The organism is Candidatus Pelagibacter bacterium nBUS_30 (assembly GCF_051201245.1).
In the GTDB taxonomy this organism is placed as follows: domain Bacteria; phylum Pseudomonadota; class Alphaproteobacteria; order Pelagibacterales; family Pelagibacteraceae; genus Pelagibacter.
The window spans coordinates 756,975-778,434 of sequence record NZ_CP172842.1 but is presented as its reverse complement, the minus strand read 5'-3'; the positions used below and the strand labels follow the sequence as shown (position 1 = coordinate 778,434).

Annotated in this window: 26 protein-coding genes; 18 read left to right on the top strand and 8 right to left on the bottom strand. The window is 30.4% G+C overall.

The window, feature by feature from the left end; all coding sequences use genetic code 11:
• Positions 1 to 11 precede the first annotated feature (11 nt).
• Positions 12 to 395, top strand: coding sequence for a rhodanese-like domain-containing protein (locus tag ACIJYE_RS04260; RefSeq protein WP_435089507.1), 384 nt, complete (start codon positions 12 to 14; stop codon positions 393 to 395).
• A 1-nt stretch (position 396) separates the two neighbouring features.
• On the opposite strand, the gene ACIJYE_RS04255 is transcribed toward ACIJYE_RS04260, so the two are convergent.
• Complete coding sequence (locus ACIJYE_RS04255; RefSeq protein WP_435089506.1) at positions 397 to 981, bottom strand: 2-hydroxychromene-2-carboxylate isomerase; 585 nt, start codon at positions 979 to 981, stop codon at positions 397 to 399.
• On the bottom strand, positions 974 to 1,447 hold the full coding sequence (locus ACIJYE_RS04250) for an ABA4-like family protein (RefSeq protein WP_435089504.1): 474 nt from the start codon (positions 1,445 to 1,447) through the stop codon (positions 974 to 976). Before ACIJYE_RS04250 ends, ACIJYE_RS04255 begins: the two co-directional genes overlap by 8 nt.
• A gap of 26 nt (positions 1,448 to 1,473) precedes the next feature.
• Between ACIJYE_RS04250 and ACIJYE_RS04245 the strand changes: the two genes are divergently transcribed.
• The gene (locus ACIJYE_RS04245; RefSeq protein ID WP_435089503.1) at positions 1,474 to 2,037 is read left to right on the top strand and encodes a regulatory protein RecX; all 564 of its coding nucleotides are present in this window, start codon (positions 1,474 to 1,476) and stop codon (positions 2,035 to 2,037) included.
• Here ACIJYE_RS04245 and ACIJYE_RS04240 read toward each other — a convergent pair.
• The 3 genes from ACIJYE_RS04240 to ACIJYE_RS04230 are packed head-to-tail and all read right to left on the bottom strand — an operon-like array spanning position 2,029 to position 3,113.
• Positions 2,029 to 2,175, bottom strand: coding sequence for a hypothetical protein (locus tag ACIJYE_RS04240; protein ID WP_435089502.1), 147 nt, complete (start codon positions 2,173 to 2,175; stop codon positions 2,029 to 2,031). The two genes, ACIJYE_RS04245 and ACIJYE_RS04240, sit on opposite strands and share 9 nt — an antisense overlap.
• Positions 2,175 to 2,939, bottom strand: a complete 765-nt coding sequence (locus ACIJYE_RS04235; RefSeq protein ID WP_435089501.1) for a 3'(2'),5'-bisphosphate nucleotidase CysQ family protein — start codon at positions 2,937 to 2,939, stop codon at positions 2,175 to 2,177. The genes ACIJYE_RS04240 and ACIJYE_RS04235 overlap by 1 nt, the downstream gene beginning before the upstream one ends.
• 6 nt (positions 2,940 to 2,945) lie before the next feature.
• Positions 2,946 to 3,113, bottom strand: a complete 168-nt coding sequence (locus tag ACIJYE_RS04230; RefSeq protein WP_435089500.1) for a DUF3553 domain-containing protein — start codon at positions 3,111 to 3,113, stop codon at positions 2,946 to 2,948.
• Positions 3,114 to 3,154: 41 nt separating this feature from the next.
• On the opposite strand from ACIJYE_RS04230, the gene mnmA reads away from it, so the two are divergent.
• From mnmA to ACIJYE_RS04170, 12 genes are all read left to right on the top strand, one after another.
• A complete protein-coding gene (gene mnmA / locus ACIJYE_RS04225; protein ID WP_435089498.1) occupies positions 3,155 to 4,273 on the top strand; it encodes a tRNA 2-thiouridine(34) synthase MnmA in 1,119 nt (372 codons plus the stop codon).
• Positions 4,274 to 4,437: 164 nt separating this feature from the next.
• Positions 4,438 to 5,613 (top strand): trans-sulfuration enzyme family protein, encoded by a 1,176-nt coding sequence (locus tag ACIJYE_RS04220; RefSeq protein ID WP_435089496.1) that lies wholly within the window; start codon positions 4,438 to 4,440, stop codon positions 5,611 to 5,613.
• 7 nt (positions 5,614 to 5,620) lie between these two features.
• Positions 5,621 to 6,841 carry an MFS transporter gene (locus tag ACIJYE_RS04215; RefSeq protein WP_435089495.1) on the top strand — a complete coding sequence of 407 codons (1,221 nt, stop codon included), beginning with the start codon at positions 5,621 to 5,623 and terminating at the stop codon, positions 6,839 to 6,841.
• Positions 6,819 to 8,003 (top strand): chorismate-binding protein, encoded by a 1,185-nt coding sequence (locus ACIJYE_RS04210; protein WP_435089494.1) that lies wholly within the window; start codon positions 6,819 to 6,821, stop codon positions 8,001 to 8,003. Before ACIJYE_RS04215 ends, ACIJYE_RS04210 begins: the two co-directional genes overlap by 23 nt.
• Positions 8,000 to 8,557 (top strand): aminodeoxychorismate/anthranilate synthase component II, encoded by a 558-nt coding sequence (locus ACIJYE_RS04205; RefSeq protein WP_435089493.1) that lies wholly within the window; start codon positions 8,000 to 8,002, stop codon positions 8,555 to 8,557. The genes ACIJYE_RS04210 and ACIJYE_RS04205 overlap by 4 nt, the downstream gene beginning before the upstream one ends.
• Complete coding sequence (locus ACIJYE_RS04200) at positions 8,520 to 9,290, top strand: aminotransferase class IV (RefSeq protein ID WP_435089492.1); 771 nt, start codon at positions 8,520 to 8,522, stop codon at positions 9,288 to 9,290. The genes ACIJYE_RS04205 and ACIJYE_RS04200 overlap by 38 nt, the downstream gene beginning before the upstream one ends.
• Positions 9,291 to 9,293: 3 nt before the next feature.
• Positions 9,294 to 9,692 (top strand): HIT family protein, encoded by a 399-nt coding sequence (locus tag ACIJYE_RS04195; protein WP_435089490.1) that lies wholly within the window; start codon positions 9,294 to 9,296, stop codon positions 9,690 to 9,692.
• A gap of 111 nt (positions 9,693 to 9,803) precedes the next feature.
• A complete protein-coding gene (locus ACIJYE_RS04190; protein ID WP_435089488.1) occupies positions 9,804 to 10,598 on the top strand; it encodes an adenylyl-sulfate reductase in 795 nt (264 codons plus the stop codon).
• Between the two features lie 33 nt (positions 10,599 to 10,631).
• Complete coding sequence (gene aprB / locus ACIJYE_RS04185; protein ID WP_435089487.1) at positions 10,632 to 11,102, top strand: adenylyl-sulfate reductase subunit beta; 471 nt, start codon at positions 10,632 to 10,634, stop codon at positions 11,100 to 11,102.
• Positions 11,102 to 12,961 (top strand): adenylyl-sulfate reductase subunit alpha, encoded by a 1,860-nt coding sequence (gene aprA, locus ACIJYE_RS04180; RefSeq protein ID WP_435089485.1) that lies wholly within the window; start codon positions 11,102 to 11,104, stop codon positions 12,959 to 12,961. Before aprB ends, aprA begins: the two co-directional genes overlap by 1 nt.
• Positions 12,962 to 12,981: 20 nt before the next feature.
• The gene (locus ACIJYE_RS04175) at positions 12,982 to 13,332 is read left to right on the top strand and encodes a hypothetical protein (RefSeq protein WP_435089484.1); all 351 of its coding nucleotides are present in this window, start codon (positions 12,982 to 12,984) and stop codon (positions 13,330 to 13,332) included.
• Between the two features lie 232 nt (positions 13,333 to 13,564).
• Positions 13,565 to 14,644 (top strand): TSUP family transporter, encoded by a 1,080-nt coding sequence (locus ACIJYE_RS04170; protein ID WP_435089483.1) that lies wholly within the window; start codon positions 13,565 to 13,567, stop codon positions 14,642 to 14,644.
• 5 nt (positions 14,645 to 14,649) lie between these two features.
• Here ACIJYE_RS04170 and ACIJYE_RS04165 read toward each other — a convergent pair whose 3' ends face one another.
• The 3 genes from ACIJYE_RS04165 to ACIJYE_RS04155 are packed head-to-tail and all read right to left on the bottom strand — an operon-like array spanning position 14,650 to position 17,195.
• Complete coding sequence (locus ACIJYE_RS04165) at positions 14,650 to 15,732, bottom strand: YeiH family protein (RefSeq protein WP_435089481.1); 1,083 nt, start codon at positions 15,730 to 15,732, stop codon at positions 14,650 to 14,652.
• A gap of 7 nt (positions 15,733 to 15,739) precedes the next feature.
• Positions 15,740 to 16,906, bottom strand: a complete 1,167-nt coding sequence (locus ACIJYE_RS04160; RefSeq protein ID WP_435089260.1) for a UxaA family hydrolase — start codon at positions 16,904 to 16,906, stop codon at positions 15,740 to 15,742.
• 4 nt (positions 16,907 to 16,910) lie between these two features.
• Positions 16,911 to 17,195 (bottom strand): UxaA family hydrolase, encoded by a 285-nt coding sequence (locus ACIJYE_RS04155; RefSeq protein ID WP_435089480.1) that lies wholly within the window; start codon positions 17,193 to 17,195, stop codon positions 16,911 to 16,913.
• Between the two features lie 114 nt (positions 17,196 to 17,309).
• On the opposite strand from ACIJYE_RS04155, the gene xsc reads away from it, so the two are divergent.
• From xsc to ACIJYE_RS04135, 4 genes are read left to right on the top strand one after another with little or no spacing between them, the layout of a single operon-like run.
• Positions 17,310 to 19,094: a sulfoacetaldehyde acetyltransferase gene (xsc, locus tag ACIJYE_RS04150; RefSeq protein ID WP_435089478.1), complete on the top strand. Its 1,785-nt coding sequence runs from the start codon at positions 17,310 to 17,312 to the stop codon at positions 19,092 to 19,094.
• Complete coding sequence (locus tag ACIJYE_RS04145) at positions 19,087 to 19,470, top strand: SxtJ family membrane protein (RefSeq protein WP_435089476.1); 384 nt, start codon at positions 19,087 to 19,089, stop codon at positions 19,468 to 19,470. Before xsc ends, ACIJYE_RS04145 begins: the two co-directional genes overlap by 8 nt.
• Before the next feature lies 1 nt (position 19,471).
• The gene (locus ACIJYE_RS04140) at positions 19,472 to 19,621 is read left to right on the top strand and encodes a DUF5989 family protein (protein WP_435089474.1); all 150 of its coding nucleotides are present in this window, start codon (positions 19,472 to 19,474) and stop codon (positions 19,619 to 19,621) included.
• Between the two features lies 1 nt (position 19,622).
• Positions 19,623 to 21,458 (top strand): carbamoyltransferase family protein, encoded by a 1,836-nt coding sequence (locus ACIJYE_RS04135; protein WP_435089472.1) that lies wholly within the window; start codon positions 19,623 to 19,625, stop codon positions 21,456 to 21,458.
• The last annotated feature ends 2 nt before the right edge of the window (positions 21,459 to 21,460 follow it).

The window sequence follows — 21,460 nt, the reverse complement described above, 5'->3', positions numbered from 1 at the left end:
TTTACAATATTATGAATATTAAATCATCACAAACTCTAGTCTCTGAGGCTTTAAATGAAATTAAGACTATAAGTGCTGATGAGGCACTAAAGCTTTCTAATGAGGGTAAATGCACTTTAATAGATATTAGGGAAAAAGGTGAATTAGATAAAACAGGTAGAATTGAAAACTCCAATCATATTCCCAGAGGAATGTTGGAATTTTGGCTAGATCCTGATGGTCCTTATTTTAAAAGTGGAAAAATTGATATGAATAAAGAAATGGTTTTATTCTGTGCTGGAGGCTTAAGATCTGCTCTAGCAGCAAAATCTTTAAAAGATATGGGCTTTGAAAAAATATCACATATTGAGGGTGGCTTTGCAGCAATAAGTCAAAGTGATTTTAAAATAGTTTAAGCTATTTATTATATTCGTCTAAAGCAAATTCCAATCTATCCTGACCCCAAAAAATTTTATTATTTACTACAAAAGTAGGAGCACCAAATATTTCTTGATTGTGAGCTTCTGCAGTGTGAAACTTTAATTGATCTTTAATCTTAGGGTCTTTAATACCATCAAGAAAATCATTTAAATTAATTTTACATCTTTTAAGAAGAGTTTTTAAGGTTTCTTCATTTGAAGTATCTAAATTATTTTTCCAATAAGCATCAAACATTACATTTAAGTATAAATCTTTAATTTCATTATTTATTAACAGATAACCACGCATTATATTTAAAGAATTAATAGGAAACTTTGAGTTCCACATAAAATTGGATTTATTTTTTTTAGCAATTAGATCACAATCATTTATCATGTGTTTTAGCTTAGCTTTGATGAAAGCAGGAGCAGTTATACCTTGTAATTTATGGAGACCTCCCACAAGCACTGGCTTATAATTGAAATTAATTTCTTTTTTCTCTTTAATATTTTCTACTTTTTTATGTGCTAAGTACGAGTAGGGGCTAATAAAATCAAAATAAAAATCAATTGATTTAGTCATAAAGACTTATTCTTTTTGCATAGAAAATTCTAATTATCCAATAAACAAACAAACCAATTGGACCAACTAAATATGTTGCAATCAAAGGTATAGCTAAAAGAATTTTATTTATATAAAAATTTTGAGCATCTTTTACAATCCATCCACCAATAAATAGATTTATTGCAATAAAGTGTGTCCAAAAAAGCATTATATATAAACTGTCCTCAAATAATCTAGAAAGTTCATTTAGACCAAGATATAGAGAAAAATTACCAACAAAATCATAACCAATTAAATAAGATTTGTATAAAATGAAAACATATACACCTCCTAAAATAAAAATTGGAAATACTGAGGTTACAAAAATTCTACAGAGATGAGATTGTGAAAAGAAAATTAATATAAACCAAAATGGTAAAATTCCTAAATTGATCCACATATAGAGTGTATCAATAGTGAAATAGGTATAAATTTGTTCGATCATTAAGATATATTATATAAAATCTAACCATGATTCCTATAAGAAATAGAAAAAAAACACTTCAAGTAACTGTTGAGGAAATGAGAAATTTTGCGTTTGCTTATGTTGAAAAATATGCCCCTTCAAAACAACAGCTTAAAACGTATTTACTCAAAAAATACATGAAACTGTCATCTTCAGATGTAAGAAAAAAAGACGTGAATAAATTGATTGATATTGTTTTATCAGATTTGGAAAAAAATAAATTTGTAAATGATAAGTTTTATTCTGAGAGCAAAGCTAAAAGCATGATTCAAAGAGGAAATTCGATTAATAAAATTAGAAACTATTTAATAGGCAAAGGTATTAATGATGAATTTATTAAAGACACAGTTGACAAAATAAAAGAAGATAACTCTGATCAAGATTTTTTTTCAGCTATAAAAATTTGTAAGAAAAAAAGAATAGGGCCAGCTCGAACTGAAGATAATAGGACTTTATTTTATAAAAAAGATATTTCTTTACTTGCTCGTAATGGTTTTGATTTTGAAACTTCAAGAAAAGTTATGGATATAGAAAAAGATGAATATCTTAAAATAATTAATTTACTTTAATTCTTCATCTTTTTTTTCTTCCTCAGCTAAATTATTAATTTTATTTCTTACATAGTTTTTTACAAATACAAAAACTAATAAGCCAAAAATTGAAACAGAAACTATAATAATTAGGATAATTCTTAATTGTTCTTCCATTATAATATATTTTTATTTTTTAGAATAAGACTAGGGTTTTTAAGACCTATCTTTCCATAGAGAATTTCTTTACCATCAAAATCAGTCACTGTTCCACCAGAGTGTTCTAATATCGCATGACCAGCTGCAATATCCCATTCATAAGCCCTAGGTTCAGCAACATAACCGTCGTATTCACCAGCCGCTACTACACAAAATTTAAGTGAACTTTTCATTTTGACATTTTCCTTAACACCAATTTTTTCATAAATTTTTTGTATCTCTGGTTTAATTTTGTTTGAGTAAGAAATAAATTTAATAGGTCTATTATTTAAAATATTTTTTGTACTTAAATTTATAGTTTTTCCATTAGTTATTTCAAAAGCTTTTCCTTCACCATAAGAATAAAACATTCTTTTCTTAGCTGGAGCATTAATTAATCCAGCAACAGGTTTATTGTTAATTATTAAACCTGCGTTAATAGTAAATTCCTCTAAACCATTAATATAGCTATAAGTTCCATCAATTGGATCAACAAGCCAAAAATCTTTTAAATTAGAATTACCTTTATTTTCTGAATTTTCCTCAGATATGATTGGTATATTTGGTGTTATCTCAAAGATCTTTTTTGTAATAAATTTATTAACTTCTAAGTCACCATTACTGACTGGTGTATTATCAGATTTAATTTCTTTTTTTAGACCAGCTTTTCTAATAGAGAGTGATAATTCTCCAGCTTTTAAAAAAGTGTCTATTAAATTTTCAATAATTTTTTTAATTTCCATATAAGCCTAATTAATTTTTTTTAACTCAACATTATTTGCATTAATTGTTTTTTTTCCTACATTTTCAAAATTAACAGTCACTTTACCATTTATAATAGATTGGACTTGGCCAATACCCCAATCTTTATTGTTAGGATTAGTGACTTTGTCACCTGGTTCATAATCTAAAATCATTTAATTTAACTTATATTGTAAATAAGTATAAATACCACCATATGGTTAAAGAATTAAACTCTATAGGAATTGATAAAAAACCAAAAGACACAACAGTAGTTGTGGCTATGTCTGGTGGAGTAGATTCTTCAACTGTAGCCGGCATTATGAAGAATGAAGGTTATAAAGTTATAGGCATCACACTTAAACTTTATGATGATGGGAAAGAAGTGGCGGCATCCAAACAATGCTGTTCAGGTCAAGATATAATGGATGCAAAACGAGTTGCTCATAAATTAGGAATTGAGCATAAAATTCTATACTATCAAGATAAGTTTAAACAAGGTGTGATAGATAATTTTGTTAATAGTTATTTAAATGGAGAAACTCCAATACCATGTGTTCAGTGCAATCAAACTGTAAAGTTTAAAGATTTATTTGAAGTTTCAAAAGAGCTTAAGGCAGATGCTTTAGTTACAGGTCATTATGTAAAAAATGTTACATCAAATAATGTTAACAACATGTATAGAGCTATAGATGAAAATAGAGACCAAAGTTATTTTCTATTTAATACAACCCGTGAACAACTAGATTATTTAAGATTTCCTTTAGGTGGTATGCTTAAAGACAAAACAAGAGAGATTGCAAAAGAATTAGATTTAAATGTTGCTGATAAACCTGATAGCCAAGATATTTGTTTTGTTCCTAATGGTGACTATGCGTCTGTAATAAGAAAATTTAGACCAGATTCTTTTCAAAAAGGTAATATTAAAAATTTGGATGGAAAAGTAATAGGTGTTCATGACGGTATTATTAATTTTACAATTGGACAAAGAAAAGGAATTAAAGTTTCTGATGTAGAGCCTCTTTATGTTCTAAAGATAAATTCAGATAATAACGAAATTATAGTTGGTCCAAAAGAAAACCTTGGAAAAAAAGACATATATCTTAAAGATCTTAATTTATTAACTGATAAAAAAGAGCTTGATCAAAATATTTTTGTAAAAGTGAGATCTACTGGAAATCTTCTTGAAGCAAAAGTTGATTTAAAAGATGATAATACTGCTCATGTTAATTTAGCTAATCCTGAAGATGGTATTTCGCCGGGGCAAGCATGCGTATTCTATAGCAAAGACCAGTTTGGCCATAGAGTTCTGGGGGGTGGTTGGATTAAAGAATAGAGGAATTATTTCTTCTTATTTTTTCTCTTTGCTCTTCTCTTTTTAGAGCCTTGTTTTCTTCTACCTCTATGTTTCTTCGGATAACTCATTAAGTCCTATTTATTAATTTTATTGACGTTTTTTACGGGATATAGCATTGTCTTCTAAACATATCAAATTTTATTATGAGTAATTCTTTTAAAACATTTTTAAAACACACGGCAAAAGACTTTCATAATCAGTCTGTTAATCCACCAATTGTAAGAGCTTCAACGATTATTTTCAAATCGATGCAAGATATTAGAAAAACTCAAGATAAAGCAAAAAAAAACCCTACCGGTGGACATTTTGATTATGGAAGACAAGGAACTTCAACGACTCATATACTTCAACAAATTTTATCAAAACTAGAAGAAAGTTATTTTACCTTTTTAACACCTACTGGATTTGGAGCTGTATTTCTTGCAATTTTTAGTGTCACAAGACCTGGTGATGAAATTGTAGTAGCTGATCCAGTTTACAGTCCAACACGACTACTATCACAAGATTTTCTGAAAGAATTTAACATTAAAACCACTTTTTATGATCCACATAATTTAAAGACACTAGAAAAAGCTATTACAAATAAAACAAAATTAATTTTTGTAGAAAATCCAGGAAGTAATACATTTGATTTTCAAGATCTTGGTAAAATTATTTCTATAGCAAAAAAAAATAAAATTTTAACCGCAATTGATAATACATGGGGAACTCCATATTTTTTAAAACCTATTAAGCTTGGTTTTGATATGTCAATTGTGTCTGCAACAAAATATTATTCTGGTCATTCTGATGTAATGGGAGGAAGTTTAGCTGTTAATAAAAAAGTTTTTGCAAAAGTAAAAGCAGCAGAAAGAGTTACTGGTTTAAGGTTGGGTCCTGATGATGCTTATTTAATTACAAGAGGATTGAGGACATTAGATGTTAGATTAGATCGACACAGAGAAAATGCAAAAAAAGTTGCAGAGTTTTTATCAAAATTTAAAAATATAAAATTATTGTATCCATATAAAAAAGATTCTTATAATTTTAGAATGTGGAAGAAATATTATTCAGGTGCTTCAGGCTTAATGGGTTTAAGAATTAAAGCCAAAAGTGAAAAAGCAGTTGTTAAATTTGTTAATAATTTAAAATTATTTGGACATGGTTATAGTTGGGGAGGATTTGAAAGTTTGGCATTGCATCAAAATGTTAGAGAACAAGGAAATAGAAGTTATCTTAAATTAGAAAAAAATGAGCATATCGTAAGATTGCATATTGGGCTTGAAGATCCTAGCGACCTTATCGCTGATATTAAGCAATCACTAAAACATTTAAAGTAAAATTTGAATGTCCTCTGAAAAATTTATTAAAAATAAAACAGTTCTAATTACTTTAATTTCAGCCTGTTTGATTGTAATCGTTTCCCTTGGAATAAGACAAACATTTGGAATGTTTTATTTTAATTTCTCAACCGATTTAGGAATAACTTTATCTCAGTTCGGTTTTGCATTAGGTCTTCAAATGTTTTTATGGGGAGCTTTTGCACCTTGGTTTGGAGTTATTACAGATAAATATGGAGGACATATAGCTGTATTTATTGGTTTCATTTTTTATCTACTTGGTATTTTGATGTTGGTTTCAGAATACAATACGGGGCTTTATTTTGTTACGGGCATAGGTGTCTTAATAGGTGTAGCGCTGGGAGGAACTGCAATTAGCATCCCAGTTTCTGTGGTTGCAAAACATTTTCCACAATCAAATAGAACTGCTGCAATTGGTATTGTTACTGCAGCTGGCTCCTTTGGTTACTTTGTGTCCCCAGTATTTACAAGATATTCTCTTGTTGAATTTGGTTGGGAAACTACACTTTTAATTTTTGCAGTTTTTATTCTTGCAGGTATGATATTGGCTTTTTATTTAACTACACCAAAAGATGTTGTTGGTGGGATTGTAGACGATAAACAAACAGCAAGCGAGGCACTTAAAGAAGCTTTTAAAAGCAAAAGTTTTATATATTTAACTCTGGGTTTTTTTGTTTGTGGATGGCACATTGCTTTAGTTGCAACACATATTCCGATTTATATTAATGATAGAGGATTACCAGAGTGGTGCACAGTGACAATTTTATCAATGATAGGTTTATTTAATATAGCAGGAACATTAACATCGGGATATTTAGCTCAAAAATTTAGTAAAAAAATAATTCTAAGCACAATTTATTTAGCAAGAGGTTTGGTAATAGCTTTATTTATATTTTTACCTCCCAGTCCAATTATTGCAGTGATGTTTGGTATTATGTTTGGTTTTTTATGGCTTTCGACAGTACCACCCACAATGGGATTAGTCGGTTTCATTTTTGGAACAAAATATATTGGATTGTTATATGGAATTGTATTTCTAAGCCATCAAGTAGGATCTTTTTTAGGTGCTTATTTAGGAGGGGTCTTTCATGATCTTTATGGATCTTATGATTATGCTTGGTATATATCTATTGCTTTATCAATTTTCGCAGGTTTGATACACTTACCAATAATAGAAAAACAAGTTGCAAGACTTCAAACAACCTAAACAATTGATAAACAAAAATTATTTAAATAAAATTAATAATTCTAAGAAAGCCTTTATTGTTTACAAGACAATCAAAGGTTTTGATCTTTACACTGACTTTTCAAAAAAAATAATTTTGAATGATAAAAATATTATTAAGTTTTTGAGAACAAAAAATAAATCTAGAAGCAAAAATACTGATTTATTTATAGGTTTTTTTGGTTATGAAATATTAAATAAATTAATTGGAGTTAAGCTACCTCAACAGAAAAGCATTAATTTTCCTAAGGGAATATTTTATAAGCCTGAAACTAAGATTAATTTAAAAGATAATTTGATTTTTAATTCACCAAAAACAAACAAAATAAACAAGAATTTTAAGATCAACATAAATCAAAATTCATACACAAAAATATTTAATAAATTTAAAAAGAAAATTAAATCTGGTGAAACTTATCAGATTAAAATATGCACAAAATACAAAAATAAATCAACGATTGATCCTTTGGATTTCTTTTGTAGGCTTGCTAAAACAAATTTAGCCCCAGAAGCATTTATGATTAAGGATAAAAATTTTTCGATTATAAGCTGTTCACCTGAAAATTTGATAACAAAAAAAGGTTTATCTATATCAACTAAACCAATTGCCGGAACATTAAGAAAAAATAATAAACTTAATAAAAGTAAGGCTTTAAAATTTTTTAGAAATAATATCAAGGAAACCAAAGAACATAATATGATTGTTGATATGGAGCGAAATGATCTTTCAAGAATATGCGTTCCGGGAAGTGTTAAAATAAAAAAAGAAAAAACGGTTGAAGAATATAAGGATCTTTATCATTATGTAAGTTTAGTCACTGGTAAGTTGAAAAAAAATATAAAAAATTTAGATATAATAAAAGCTATGATGCCAGGAGGTTCTGTGATTGGTTGTCCCAAGATAAGCACACTTAATCTTTTAAATCTTCAAGAAAAAGAAAACAGAAATATATACACTGGAAGTTTTGGTTTTATTAAATTTAATGGTGATATGAGATTTAATATTATTATTAGATCAATTTTAAATTATAAAAATATTTCTGAAATATCAGTTGCATCTGGTGCTGTGATTGACAGTAACGCTAAACATGAATTTAATGAAAACTTTATTAAAGCAAAAGCGCTAATAGATTTGTACAAATGATATATGTGATTGATCATAAAGACTCTTTTACACATAATGTAGTTCATCAATTGTCTTTATTTGATCAAGTAGAATGTGATGATTTTAGTAAAATTAACAAGTCAAAGTTAAATAAATCTTCAACAATTGTTTTTTCTCCAGGTCCAGGTTCACCTAAAGATTACCCGCTTTCGTCAAAGATTTACAATCAGTTTAAAGGTAAAAAAAGAATAATCGGAATATGTCTTGGATTTCAACAAATATTATTTAGCGAAGGTGCAAATATAATTGAACAAAGCAAAATTTATCATGGGTTTCAATCAGACGTAATAGTGAGTAAATCTAGTAAATTATTCAAACCTGGTCAAAAATTTAAAGTAGGTCGTTACCATTCTTTAAAATTACAAGAGCCGTTTAAAGCTGAAAATTTTGACATAACGATGAGATGTGCTATTTCAGGGGCCGCAATGTCATTTGAAAACAACATTGATAAAATATATGGATTTCAATTTCACCCAGAGTCATTTCTTACAATAAATGGTAAATTACTTATTAAAAAAATCTTATCGGCTTAAAGATCTCAAAGAAATCGAGTTCAAAGATCTTTGGGGTGATAATGGTGTATTTACTACAATGTGGATTTTTGGATCTCCTCCAAAAATTTTATTTTTTAGAGATCATATTAACAATTTAATTAAATCTACTAAGGCTTACTCTATTTTAAAACTATCTATAAGATCTGATATTTTAAAATTAATTAAAGAGAATTTAGATAGCAAAATTAAATATAATCACTTGTTAAGAGTAGCTGTTACCAAAAATACTTTATCAATTTCTCTGCGTAAAAGAATTAAGCCAAATTTAAATTTCAACTTAAAATTAGTTAATCTCAAACGACAAAAACCAGAATTTAAAAACTTGAAATATAAAAAAATTTTAAAACATTTATCAAAACTTGATAATTCTAAATCAGATATTGGATTATGTTCTAACAAAAAAATTCTTGAAACAGGAACATCGAACATACTTTTTGTAAAAGATAAAAAGATATTTTCACCAATAAATAAATTTTATAGAGGAATTACATACAAGTTTTTTAAGTCAAAAATTAAGAATATTATTAAAAAGGATATTTTAATAAATTCTTTGAATGAATTTGATGAAATTATTTTGATAGGTTCTGGAAAAGGAATTGCTTCAGTTAAAACAATTAATCAAGTAAATTGGAAAAGAAAACAATTAAAAATTTATAATCAATTATTAAAGTATTTTAATTCAGCTATAAATAAGTGCCCAAAATATAAATAAATTATGAAAGACCCTAATAATCCTTGTTTGTTTTGTAATTCAAAAGCCAGTGGTATTGCGTATGAAAATGATTTAGCATATGCAAGTTATGATACTTATCCTGTTTCAAATCATCATTGTCTAATAATTCCAAAAAGACATTTAATTGATTACTTTGAACTAACCAATGAAGAATTAATCGCATGCAATGATCTAATTAAAAAGATCAAAGAAGAAATTTTAAGTAAAGACAATACTGTAAAAGCTTTCAATGTCGGAACGAACGCTGGCAAAATAGCAGGCCAATCAATTATGCATTGCCACATTCATTTAATTCCGAGAAGGGAAAATGATGTTGAGAATCCTCAAGGTGGTGTGAGATCAGTGATCCAAAAAAATCAACATTACAAGCGTAAAATTTAAATTATAGGTTGTTATTAATGACAAATTGACCAATACTTAGGGTTGATCTAGCTAAACATCTAGATTAGAAAACTCTTTAATTAATTCAAAAAAATTTAACACAAGGGTAAAATGTTAGAGACTAATCCATTTTCAATACTAGCTGAGACAGTATCTCCATTTGCTATGCAATCTTTTATTATAGCAATGATTGCATTAATTGCGCTCGGTACAATCATTCAAATGATACATCATAAAAATTTGACGTATTTTTTAAATAACGCAAAAAAAGCTAAGCTTCAGGCAACTAGAGAAATAGGAGCAGGTGAAAAAGTATCCATAATTGCAAAAACAACTGTTGTTGATATTGGGACTACAGCTGAACTTGGATTTGGAAAGCGAAGATTATCTCATGTACTTGGAATGTATGGAACAATCATATTCTGGGTGTCCTCAGCGGTATTAGTATTTTGTTATACAGGTGCTGATAAGTCATCATCATCTATGTGGTCAATGTTATGGCATGTTGGAGCTATTTTGACATGTGTGGGTGGATATTGGTTTTGGTTTTTTTTAAGAGTTGATGTTTCGGCTGAAGCTCATCCTTGGTATAGAATAATTAAAGCAGATTTATTTGTATTAGCATTATTAGCTTGTTCAACTTTTGGTCTAGCTTGGTCGTACACTCAATTTAATGGTCAGACAGAACTTTCTTTCTTATTTTTAGCTTTATTTGTTGTTTCAAATTTAGTTTTATTTGGAGGAGTTTACTGGTCAAAATTTGCACACATGTTTTATAAGCCTGGTGCGGCAATACAAAAAAATCTTGCTGAAGCTGATGGTTCTAGAGATAATTTACCTCCACCAGCCGATGCACCTGAACAATTTGGTTTAGGTATTAAAAGAGAACAACCTAAACATTATTAATTATGAAAATTTTAAATAAGGAGAGAAAATAATATGTCAACATTTGTATACATGACTAGATGTGATGGCTGCGGTCATTGCGTAGATATTTGTCCATCAGATATAATGCACATTGATGAAAATATTAGACGAGCAAAAAACATTGAACCTAACTTTTGTTGGGAGTGTTATTCGTGTGTTAAAGCATGCCCAAATCATGCGATTGATGTTAGAGGTTATGCAGATTTTGCTCCAATGGGACACAGTGTTAGAGTAAGAAGAGAAGAAGAAAAAGGAACAATCTCTTGGAAAATTAAATTTAGAAATGGAACAGAAAAAGATTTTGTTTCACCGATTACAACAAAGCCTTGGGGAAAATTTATTCCAAAACTTGCAGATGGCGATAAGCCAAATCAAGGAGAAATAAATTCTCAAAGATTGTACACAGAACCTCAAGGACTTAATATTGATGGTGAATTACCAGTAGTTCCAAAAGACTCATTTAAAAAAGGAGTTTACTACTAATGGCTAAACATAAAACACATTACGAAGATTGCGATGTTCTAGTTGTTGGTGGTGGTATGGCTGGAACTGGAGCTACTTTTGAAGCTAGACACTGGGGAAGAGACATGAAAATTATTTGTGTTGAAAAAGCTAATATCGATAGAAGTGGAGCTGTTGCCCAAGGTCTTTATGCGATTAACTGTTATATGGGAATGCAGTGGGGTGAAAACCAACCTGAAGACCATGTAAGATATGCAAGAAACGATCTGATGGGAATGGTTAGAGAAGATTTAGGTTATGATATGGCTCGTCACGTAGACTCAACAGTTCATATGTTTGACGAATGGGGTCTTCCAATGATGAAAAATGAAGAGACCGGCAGATACCTTAGGGAGGGTAAATGGCAAATCATGATTCATGGTGAAAGTTACAAGCCTATCGTTGCGGAAGCGGCAAAAAAATCAGCAGATAAAATTTATAACAGAATTATGATCACACATCTTCTTATGGATGAATCTCAAGAAAACAGAGTAGGTGGTGCTGTTGGATTTAATATGAGAACAGGTGATTTTCATGTATTCAGAGCAAAAGCTGTTATAGTTGCAGCTGGTGGTGCTTCTCACATATTCAAACCAAGAGCTGTTGGTGAAGGTATGGGAAGAACTTGGTATGCCCCATGGAGTAATGGATCAGCTTACGCTTTACCGATTGCAGCTGGAGCGAAAATGACACAAATGGAAAACAGAATTGTGTTATGTAGATTTAAAGATGGGTATGGACCAGTTGGTGCATATTTCTTACATTTAAAAACTTATACTCAAAATGCCAATGGTGAGAACTACGAGAAGAAATGGTATGACCAAACTAAGGAATTAGTAGGTGAATATATTGATCACCATCCTACACCCACTTGTTTAAGAAACCATGCTTTTATTCAAGAAACAATGGCAGGTGGTGGACCAATTCATATGGTTACAACTGAGGCTTTTCAAGATCCTCATCTAGAAACTGTTGGTTGGGAAAACTTCCTAGGAATGACTGTTGGTCAAGCCGTAGTTTGGGCTTCTCAAAATATTGACCCAAAATACACTAACCCAGAACTGACAACATCTGAACCATATGTTATGGGATCACATGCTACTTGTTCTGGTGCTTGGGTAAGTGGACCAGAAGATTTATCTCCACCAGAATATTTCTGGGGTTATAACAGAATGCTTACAATTGATGGATTATTTGGAGCTGGAGATACTGTAGGTGGAAGTGCGCATAAATTTTCATCAGGCTCTTTTACTGAAGGTAGATTAGCTGCAAAAGCAGCAGTTAAATATATTGAAGATAAAAAAGCTGAAGGCTTGAAGGTATCTGATAAACAGTGCGAAGATTTTAAAGAAAAGGTCTTCAAACCGCTAGAAACATATACTGTTGCACAAAATGAAATTACTGGAGGAACAGTTTCTCCAAGTTATATTTCACCAATCCAAGGTTTACAGCGTCTACAAAGAATTATGGATGAATATGTTGGAGGAATAGCAACAAACTATATGACTAACGCTAACATGCTTAAAAGAGGATTAGAGCTTTTAGCTTGGTTAGAAGAAGATTTAGAAAATGTTGGAGCAGAAGATTATCACCAGCTTATGAGAGCTTGGGAGCTTAAACATAGAGCCCTAACTTCACAGTGTGTAACTGAACATACTATGTTTAGAGAAGAAACTAGATGGCCAGGTTACTACTACAGAGGTGATCATATGAAACTAGACGACGATAATTGGCATTGTTTAACAGTTTCTAGAAGAAATCCTCAAACTGGTAAGTTTAGTATGGAGAAAGTTCCTGTCTACCATATCGTGGATGAGAACGAGAAGAAAAAAGCTTCATAGTAATTCTTTAAGATTAGCATATGGATATTTTGTCAAAAACTGACGATGAGGTCTATGAATTAGCCAAACCTATATGGGATAATTTAGTCAAATCATCAAATCTAAAAGATTACGGTGGATTTACTAAAGATTTCTCAACCCAAATGCTTTTTGGGGCGAATGAAGTTGAGCTAGGTAAACAGTGGGCTAATAATAAGATAATTACTAATTTAAAAGAAACATTTGAGCCTTTTGGGTGCCTAAGAAGAGGTGTTCATGTCACTGTACTTATTAAGCAAACCAATAAAGAAATTTCAGGAGAATTTCTTGGTCGTCTAGTTCTGGGTGAGGAAGATGGAGTTATTAAAGTCTTTGGTGCTACAATTTATTAGAATATAAAAATAAATCTAGAATCAAATATTTATTTGACAATTATTGTAACGGGTGTATTCACGGTTGTAATGCAACTTTCCAACGTAAAAATCTTAAACAAAATATTTAACTCTAAAATAATTATTATTAAAACAGGTATATTTTTAAGCCTTGCCACTTATTGGGGTGTTATTTTAGTTGGAACTTTTATTACTTTTAATTAAGTTGTTTTTAAAGACATTTTAAATCTTTATGGAAGTATTTTTACCAATCGCTCAAGTATTTGTTAATCCAATTGAGATACTTTTGTTGAGTGCAATTGTTGGAGTACTTTCAGGTTTGTTTGGTGTTGGTGGTGGTTTTTTAATGACACCATTTTTAATTTTTTTAGGTGTTCCTCCAGCCTATGCAGTCGCAAATGAAGCTAACAATATTCTTGCGACATCAGTATCTGGATCCACAACACATTATTTAAAAAATACCTTAGATTATAAATTAGGCTTGATGATTGTAATTGGTGGTGCTGTTGGTACGTCACTTGGTATTTATACTTTTACTTATTTTAAAGGTATAGGAAAAATAGATACAGTTATTTCTTTGGCATACATGTATATTTTAGCAATAATTGGAACTTTGATGTTGGTAGAAAGTCTAGGAGAAATTGATAAGGCTAAAAGAAACCTTTTAGTTAAAAAAAAATTACACGTTCATTATTGGATACACGGTCTTCCTTTTAGAATGAGATTTCCTAAATCAAAATTATATGAAAGTGCGTTTACTCCAATTATAATTGGTTTACTTGTAGGATTTATAGCTGCTATCATGGGTATAGGTGGAGCTTTTATTTTAGTACCAGCAATGATTTATATTATTAAGATGCCAACCAAATTAGTTCCAGGTACCTCACTTTTTGTAACTATTTTTGTAAGCGTAATAGTTACTTTTCTTCATTCATTTAATTATGGATCAATAGATTTATTACTTGTGTTTATGTTAGTTGTTGGATCAATTGTAGGTGTGCAAATTGGTCAAAAACTTGGTGAAAAAATTGACAGTTCTGGACTTAAAGCTCTACTTGCAATTTTATTACTAATAGTTGGTATAGCTATTGCTTATGATACTTTTTTTGCAGAGCAAGTTTCAGAAGAGATAGTTAAGATTCCAAATAATGATTTAAATTTCTTCTCATTATTTATTTTAGAATTTTCTAAAGACATGCCATTCTTTTATGGTTTATTTTCAATTATGTTCGCAATTTTTTTAGGAGTTGGTGCTGCTTTTATAAGACGATTTTTTTCAAATTTAAGAAAAAAAATATTGTTAAAATCTTAAATTTACTAAATAAATTTAGTTAAAGTTTCAATATATATAAGACTTATAAATCCAACTGTTACAGCTGCAATTAAACCCACAACAAAAGGTTTATAACCCATTGATTTTAATTCCCCTAAATTAATTGAGATACCTACAGCAGCCATTGCCATTGTTAAAAATACTGTTGCTAAAGTTTTTAAATGCCCAATTAAATTTATCCAAAGATCATAACCGTTGTTATCAGGTGTAAAGAATTGATCACCAACATTCCTTACAATAATCATTCCTATGAAACCAATTACAAAATAAGGAAAAATACTTAAAATAGAGTATTTTTGGCCTTTTAACTCACCTCTATTGTATAAAAATGCAAACAAAGGTATTAAAATTACTAAAAAAGTATTTCTTATTAGCTTTGTTACTGTTGCAACATTTAATGTTTCGGGACTATTAAATTGTTGATCATAAATTAACCCAGCAGCTGCAACTTGAGATGTTTCATGAATGGATGTCCCTAAAAATAAACCTATTCTTAAAGCATCATTATCAAAATACCATTCAGCAAAATATGGATAAACGATCATTGCAATCACACCAAATAACGTAATATTAGCAATTGCGTATGCTACCTCTGATTTTTTTGCATTAATAACTGGTGCAGTTGCAACAATAGCAGTTGCTCCACAAACACTTGTGCCTATAGCTATCAGATAAGACATTTTTGATGAGATAGGTACCTTCTTGATTAATAATTTTACAAGTATTAATACACCCAAAATACAACAAATGATTAGAGGAATGGCAATTGATCCAAATTTAATAAGTTCTTCAAAACTTAATCTTATACCTAAAAAAATAATTCCTAATTTTAAAATATATTGTTGGGTAAAATCTAACCCAATCATCATACCTGGTCTTGGGGTAAATGCATTACCCATTAAAATACCAAGTAAAATTGCAATGAGAACTGTTGAAATCGGGCTTTTAGGAGTACCAAAGATTTCTATGGCTAATACATTGTTTATTCCCTGTGAAAATAAACAAAATACTAAAGCTAAAATAATACCTGGGGCAATTGACTTTAAGTATTCAAAATTAATAGGCACAGAATTTTTATGCACTTCTATAAAGCTTAGTCATCACAAATTCTTTGTGACCTAAAGCTTCAGCGCAAGTTAATCTTCCGTTTGCTACTCTCAATGTTGTTTTAATTAACTCATCTCCAGCTTGAGACATATTCATTTCACGAGTTAATATTTTTGAAACATCACAATCAATATGCTCACCCATACCTTTTACAGTTAATGGATTAGCAGTTAATTTAACAACTGGCTCAATTGGATTACCAACAATGTTACCTTGGCCTGTTGGGAATAAATGAATGTTAAATCCTGCTGCAGCTTGAAGTGTGACGCACTCTGCAGCTGCTGAAGAAGTATCCATAAAGTATAACCCTTTACCTTTAGTTGGTTCTTCTGCTGGTTCTAAAACATCAATAAATTTACAATTTCCAATTTTTTGAAAGTTTCCAAATGCTTTTTCTTCAATTGTAGTCAGTCCACCTGCAATGTTTCCAGCTGTTGGTTGACTTTCAGAAAGATCATCTGTTGCTTCTTTTAAAATAAAATCATTGTAAGAATTCCAAGTTTTCATAAATTTATCTGAAGCTTCAGGAGTTGCACCTCTAGTTGCACAAACTTGTTCAGCACCAGTTAATTCTGATGTTTCTCCAAAACATAAATGAACACCCATCGGCTCCAATTTATCCATTAAATTACCAACTGTTGGGTTTGCAGCTAATCCAGATGTTGTGTCAGATTCACCACATTTCACTGAAATCCAAAGATCACTCATTGGACACTCTTCTCTTTGTTTTTCTGAAGCCCACATTACAAATTCTTGAGCTTTTTTAGAAGCTTTCATTGTAGTTCCAATGTCTCCAGTTCTTTCAATATGAAATCCTTCAACTGGTTTTCCAGTTTTAGCTATTCCATCAACAATTTTTTTTGTCCATTTTGGCTCAATACCAATAACAATTACTGCTGCAACATTTGGATTACATCCTGTTCCAATCATTGTTCTAAAATGAAGCTCTAAATCAGCTCCAAACTGAAGTCTTCCGTACGAATGAGGAAGAGCTATTGTTCCTTTAATATTATTTGCAACTGCTTCAGCACAAGCGTTAGAAATATCGTCAACTGGAAGAATGATTACATGATTTCTTGTACCAGCTCTGCCATTTTCTCTTTTATAACCTAAAAAACTTTTTGGAATTTCCATAATATTACCACTTCTTTGTTTTAACGTTGTGAACATGAACGTGTTCACCTTTTTTAATTGATTTAACCACTTTACCTATGTCATGACCATATTTAAGGATTGTGTCACCCTCATTTAGATCAATCATTGCAATTTTGTGTCCTAAAGGGATTTCATCTACTGATTGAATTTTTGTTGAGCTGTCATCTTCCATTATCCAGCATGCACAGTCTTGTTTTGGAGTGATTTTTTCAATAACAACTACTCCTACGTTGTCTTTTTTGTCATGAATTATAATATCTGTAGCCATAATTATTGTGTCGATTTGTTTGTTTGAAATTTGTAAAATCTTATATATTAATCCAAAAAATTAACAAACGAATTTTAAATATTTTAAATTACACTTTAGAGGAGTTCTAGTTTTATGACAAAAATGACAACAGAAGAAGCTTTTGTAAAAGTTTTACAAATGCATGGTATTGAACACGCATTCGGAATTATTGGTTCAGCTTTTATGCCAATCTCAGATATTTTTCCTGACGCAGGAATTACTTTTTGGGATGTTGCTCATGAAACTAATGGTGGATTAATTGCTGATGGTTATACAAGAGCAACTGGAAAAATGTCCATGGTAATTGCCCAAAACGGACCTGGAATTACAGGTTTAGTTACACCAATTAAAACTGCGTACTGGAATCACACTCCACTTTTATTAGTTACACCTCAAGCAGCAAATAAAACTATGGGTCAAGGTGGTTTTCAAGAAGTTGAACAAATGAATTTATTTAAAGATATGGTTTGTTATCAAGAAGAAGTTAGAGACCCTTCAAGAATGGCAGAAGTATTAAATAGAGTTATTGAAAAAGCAATCAGAGGATCAGCTCCTGCACAAATAAATGTACCAAGAGATTATTGGACACAAGTAATTGATATTGATCTACCACCAATCGTAAGATTAGAAACGCAAGGTGGGGGTGTTGATGCAATTAAAAAAGCTGCTGACTTATTATCTAACGCTAAATTTCCAGTAATTTTATCTGGTGCAGGTGTTGTAATTGGTGGTGCAATTGAAGATTGTAAAAAACTTGCTGAAAAATTAGATGCACCAGTTTGCTCTGGATACCAACACAATGATAGTTTTCCAGGAAGCCACCCATTAGCAGCTGGCCCATTAGGATATAATGGATCAAAAGCAGGAATGGAATTAATTCAAAAAGCTGATGTGGTTTTAGCACTAGGAACAAGGCTTAATCCTTTTTCAACTTTACCAGGTTATGGAATGGACTACTGGCCAAAAGATGCAAGTATCATTCAAGTAGATATGAATTCAGATAGAATTGGTCTAACTAAAAAAGTTTCAGTTGGAATTTGTGGTGATGCAAAATTAGTTGCACAACAACTCCTAGCTCAACTATCACCAACAGCAGGTGATACTGATAGACAACAAAGAAAAGATATTATTCATCAAACTAAATCAGCTTGGTTACAAAAATTATCAAGTCTTGATCATGAGGATGATGACAAAGGTACAGTTTGGAATGAAGAAGCTAGAAAAAGAGATGCAGATAGAATGTCTCCTAGACAAGCTTGGAGAGCAATTCAAGCTGGAATGCCAGAAGATGTGATTATTTCAAGTGATATTGGAAACAATTGTGCCATTGGAAATGCTTATCCAACTTTTGAAAAAGGAAGAAAATATTTAGCACCAGGATTATTTGGTCCTTGTGGTTATGGCTTCCCCTCAATTTTAGGTGCTAAAATTGGTTGTCCAGATACTCCAGTAATAGGTTTCGCTGGTGATGGAGCTTTTGGTATTAGTATGAATGAAATGAGCTCTTGTGCAAGAGAAGAATGGCCGGCAATTGCAATGGTTATTTTTCGAAATTACCAATGGGGTGCAGAAAAAAGAAATACAACTCTTTGGTTTGATGATAATTTTGTAGGAACAGAATTAGACCCAGAATTGAGTTATGCTAAGGTTGCTAATGCATGTGGATTAAAAGGAGTTGCAGTTAGAACGATGGAAGAAACTACAGCAGCTATTAAACAATCTTGCGAGGATCAAAAGAAAGGAATTACAACGTTTATTGAAGTAATTCTAAACCAAGAGCTTGGTGAACCTTTTAGAAGAGATGCTATGAAAAAACCAGTTAAAGTTGCTGGTATCAATAAGACTGATATGAAACCCCAAAAATCTTTAAATGGATGAAGTTAAAATAGGTTCTAATAAAAATTTTGGAGTAGTTTTTTTTATTGTTTTTTTGATAGTTGGGTTATTTCCTTTAATTAATGATCAAGAAATGAAAGTTTGGTCATTACTGGTTTCATTAATTTTCTTAATATTAGGGTTAATAAATTCAACAATTTTAACACCATTAAATAAAATCTGGTTTAAATTTGGAATTCTTTTGGGAAAAATAGTTTCCCCAATAATAATGGGAATGATCTTTTTTTTAGTAGTAACACCGATAGGTATATTAATGAAAATACTTAAAAAAGATTTGCTAAATCTAAAATACAATAATGACCAATCTTATTGGATTGAAAAAAATGAACCAAAAAGTAAAATGAAAAATCAATTTTAATATGAGTTTTATTAAAGAATTTTGGGAGTTTCTTAAAGTAAGAAAAAAATATTGGCTTTTACCAATTATTATTGTTCTTGTTTTATTTGGTGGACTAATAATTATAACCCAAGGTTCAGCCGTAGCTCCATTTATTTATACAATTTTTTAAAGTGAAAAAAATTTTAGGTATATCTGCATTTTACCATGATAGTGCAGCCAGTCTTTTAATTGATGGAGAAATCGTTGCAGCCGCTCAGGAGGAAAGATTTACTAGAAAAAAACATGATCCAGGATATCCACATAATGCAATAGAGTTTGTTCTTAAATATGCAAATCTTAAATTAAGTGACGTAGATCAAATAGTTTTTTTTGAAAAACCCTTTTTAAAATTTGAAAGACTTTTAGAAACATATGTTGCGTTTGCACCTAAAGGTTTTGTTTCTTTTGCAAAAGCTATGCCTTTATGGATTAAAGAAAAACTTTTTCAAAAAAATCTTTTATTTAATAAACTTAAAAAACACGACAATAACTATAAATCAGACGAGAATATTTTTTTTTCTGATCATCATTTAAGTCATGCAGCAAGTGCATTTTTTCCTTCACCTTTTCAAGATGCAGTAATTTTAACTGCTGATGGAGTTGGTGAATGGGCAACAACAACTGTGGCAGTTGGAAATGGAAATAAATTAGATATTAAAAAAGAAATACATTTCCCACACTCTCTTGGTCTTCTTTATTCAGCTTTTACTTATTATACTGGTTTTAAAGTAAATAGCGGTGAGTATAAGTTGATGGGTTTGGCACCATACGGAAAGCCAATTTACGAAGACAAAATAAAACAAACTATAGATATTAAAGATGATGGAACTTTTAGACTAGATCAAAGATATTTTAATTATGCAACAGGGCTTACAATGACTAGTAATAGATTTAACAATTTGTTTGGTCAAAAACCAAGAAATTCACTAAAAGAAAAGATTACCCAATTTCACATGGACATAGCCGCATCTATTCAAAAGGTCACTGAAGAAATAATGATCAAATTAGCAAAATCCATTCGTAAAGAATATAATATTAAAAATTTATGTCTAGCAGGTGGTGTTGCACTTAATTGTGTGGCTAATGGCAAAATTCTTAAAGAAAAAATTTTTGATAATATTTGGATACAACCTGCTGCAGGAGATGCGGGAGGTTCCTTGGGTGCTGCATTAGCTTTATGGCATTTAGATCAAGGCAATGTTAGAGAGATTAATCCTAACGATAATATGAAAGGATCTTATTTAGGTGCTGAATTTTCACAAGATCAAATAGAAAAAGAACTGAAATCAATTGGCGCTATCTTTAAAACTGTTGATTATGATAATTTGATAGATCAGACATCAAATTACTTGAGTAATGAGAAAGCTATAGGTTGGTTTCAAGGCAGAATGGAATTTGGACCTAGAGCGTTAGGAGGAAGATCAATATTAGGAGATCCAAGATCTGAAAAAATGCAAAAAAATCTAAATTTAAAAGTAAAGTACAGGGAAAGTTTTAGACCTTTTGCACCTTCAATTCTTAAAGAGGATTTATCAAACTGGTTTAATATAAATGTTGAAAGTCCTTACATGTTGTTAGTCGCAGAGATTAATTCAGAAAAAAAAATTGAAATGACAGATGATCAAGAAAAATTATTTGGAATTAACAAACTAAATATAAAGAGATCAGAAATACCTGCCGTAACTCATATTGATTATTCAGCTAGAATTCAAACTGTTAGTCATAAAACTAACAAACCTTATTATGATTTAATTTCAAAGTTTAAAGAAAAAACTGAATGTCCAATAATTGTAAATACTTCATTTAATGTAAGAGGAGAACCGATAGTAAATACTCCTACAGACGCTTTTAATTGCTTTATGGGTACTGAATTAGACTATTTAGTTATTGGAAACTGTATTTTAGATAAAAACAAACAAGATCAAAGTCTCAAAAAAGATTATACAAAGGAATTTGAATTAGACTGATA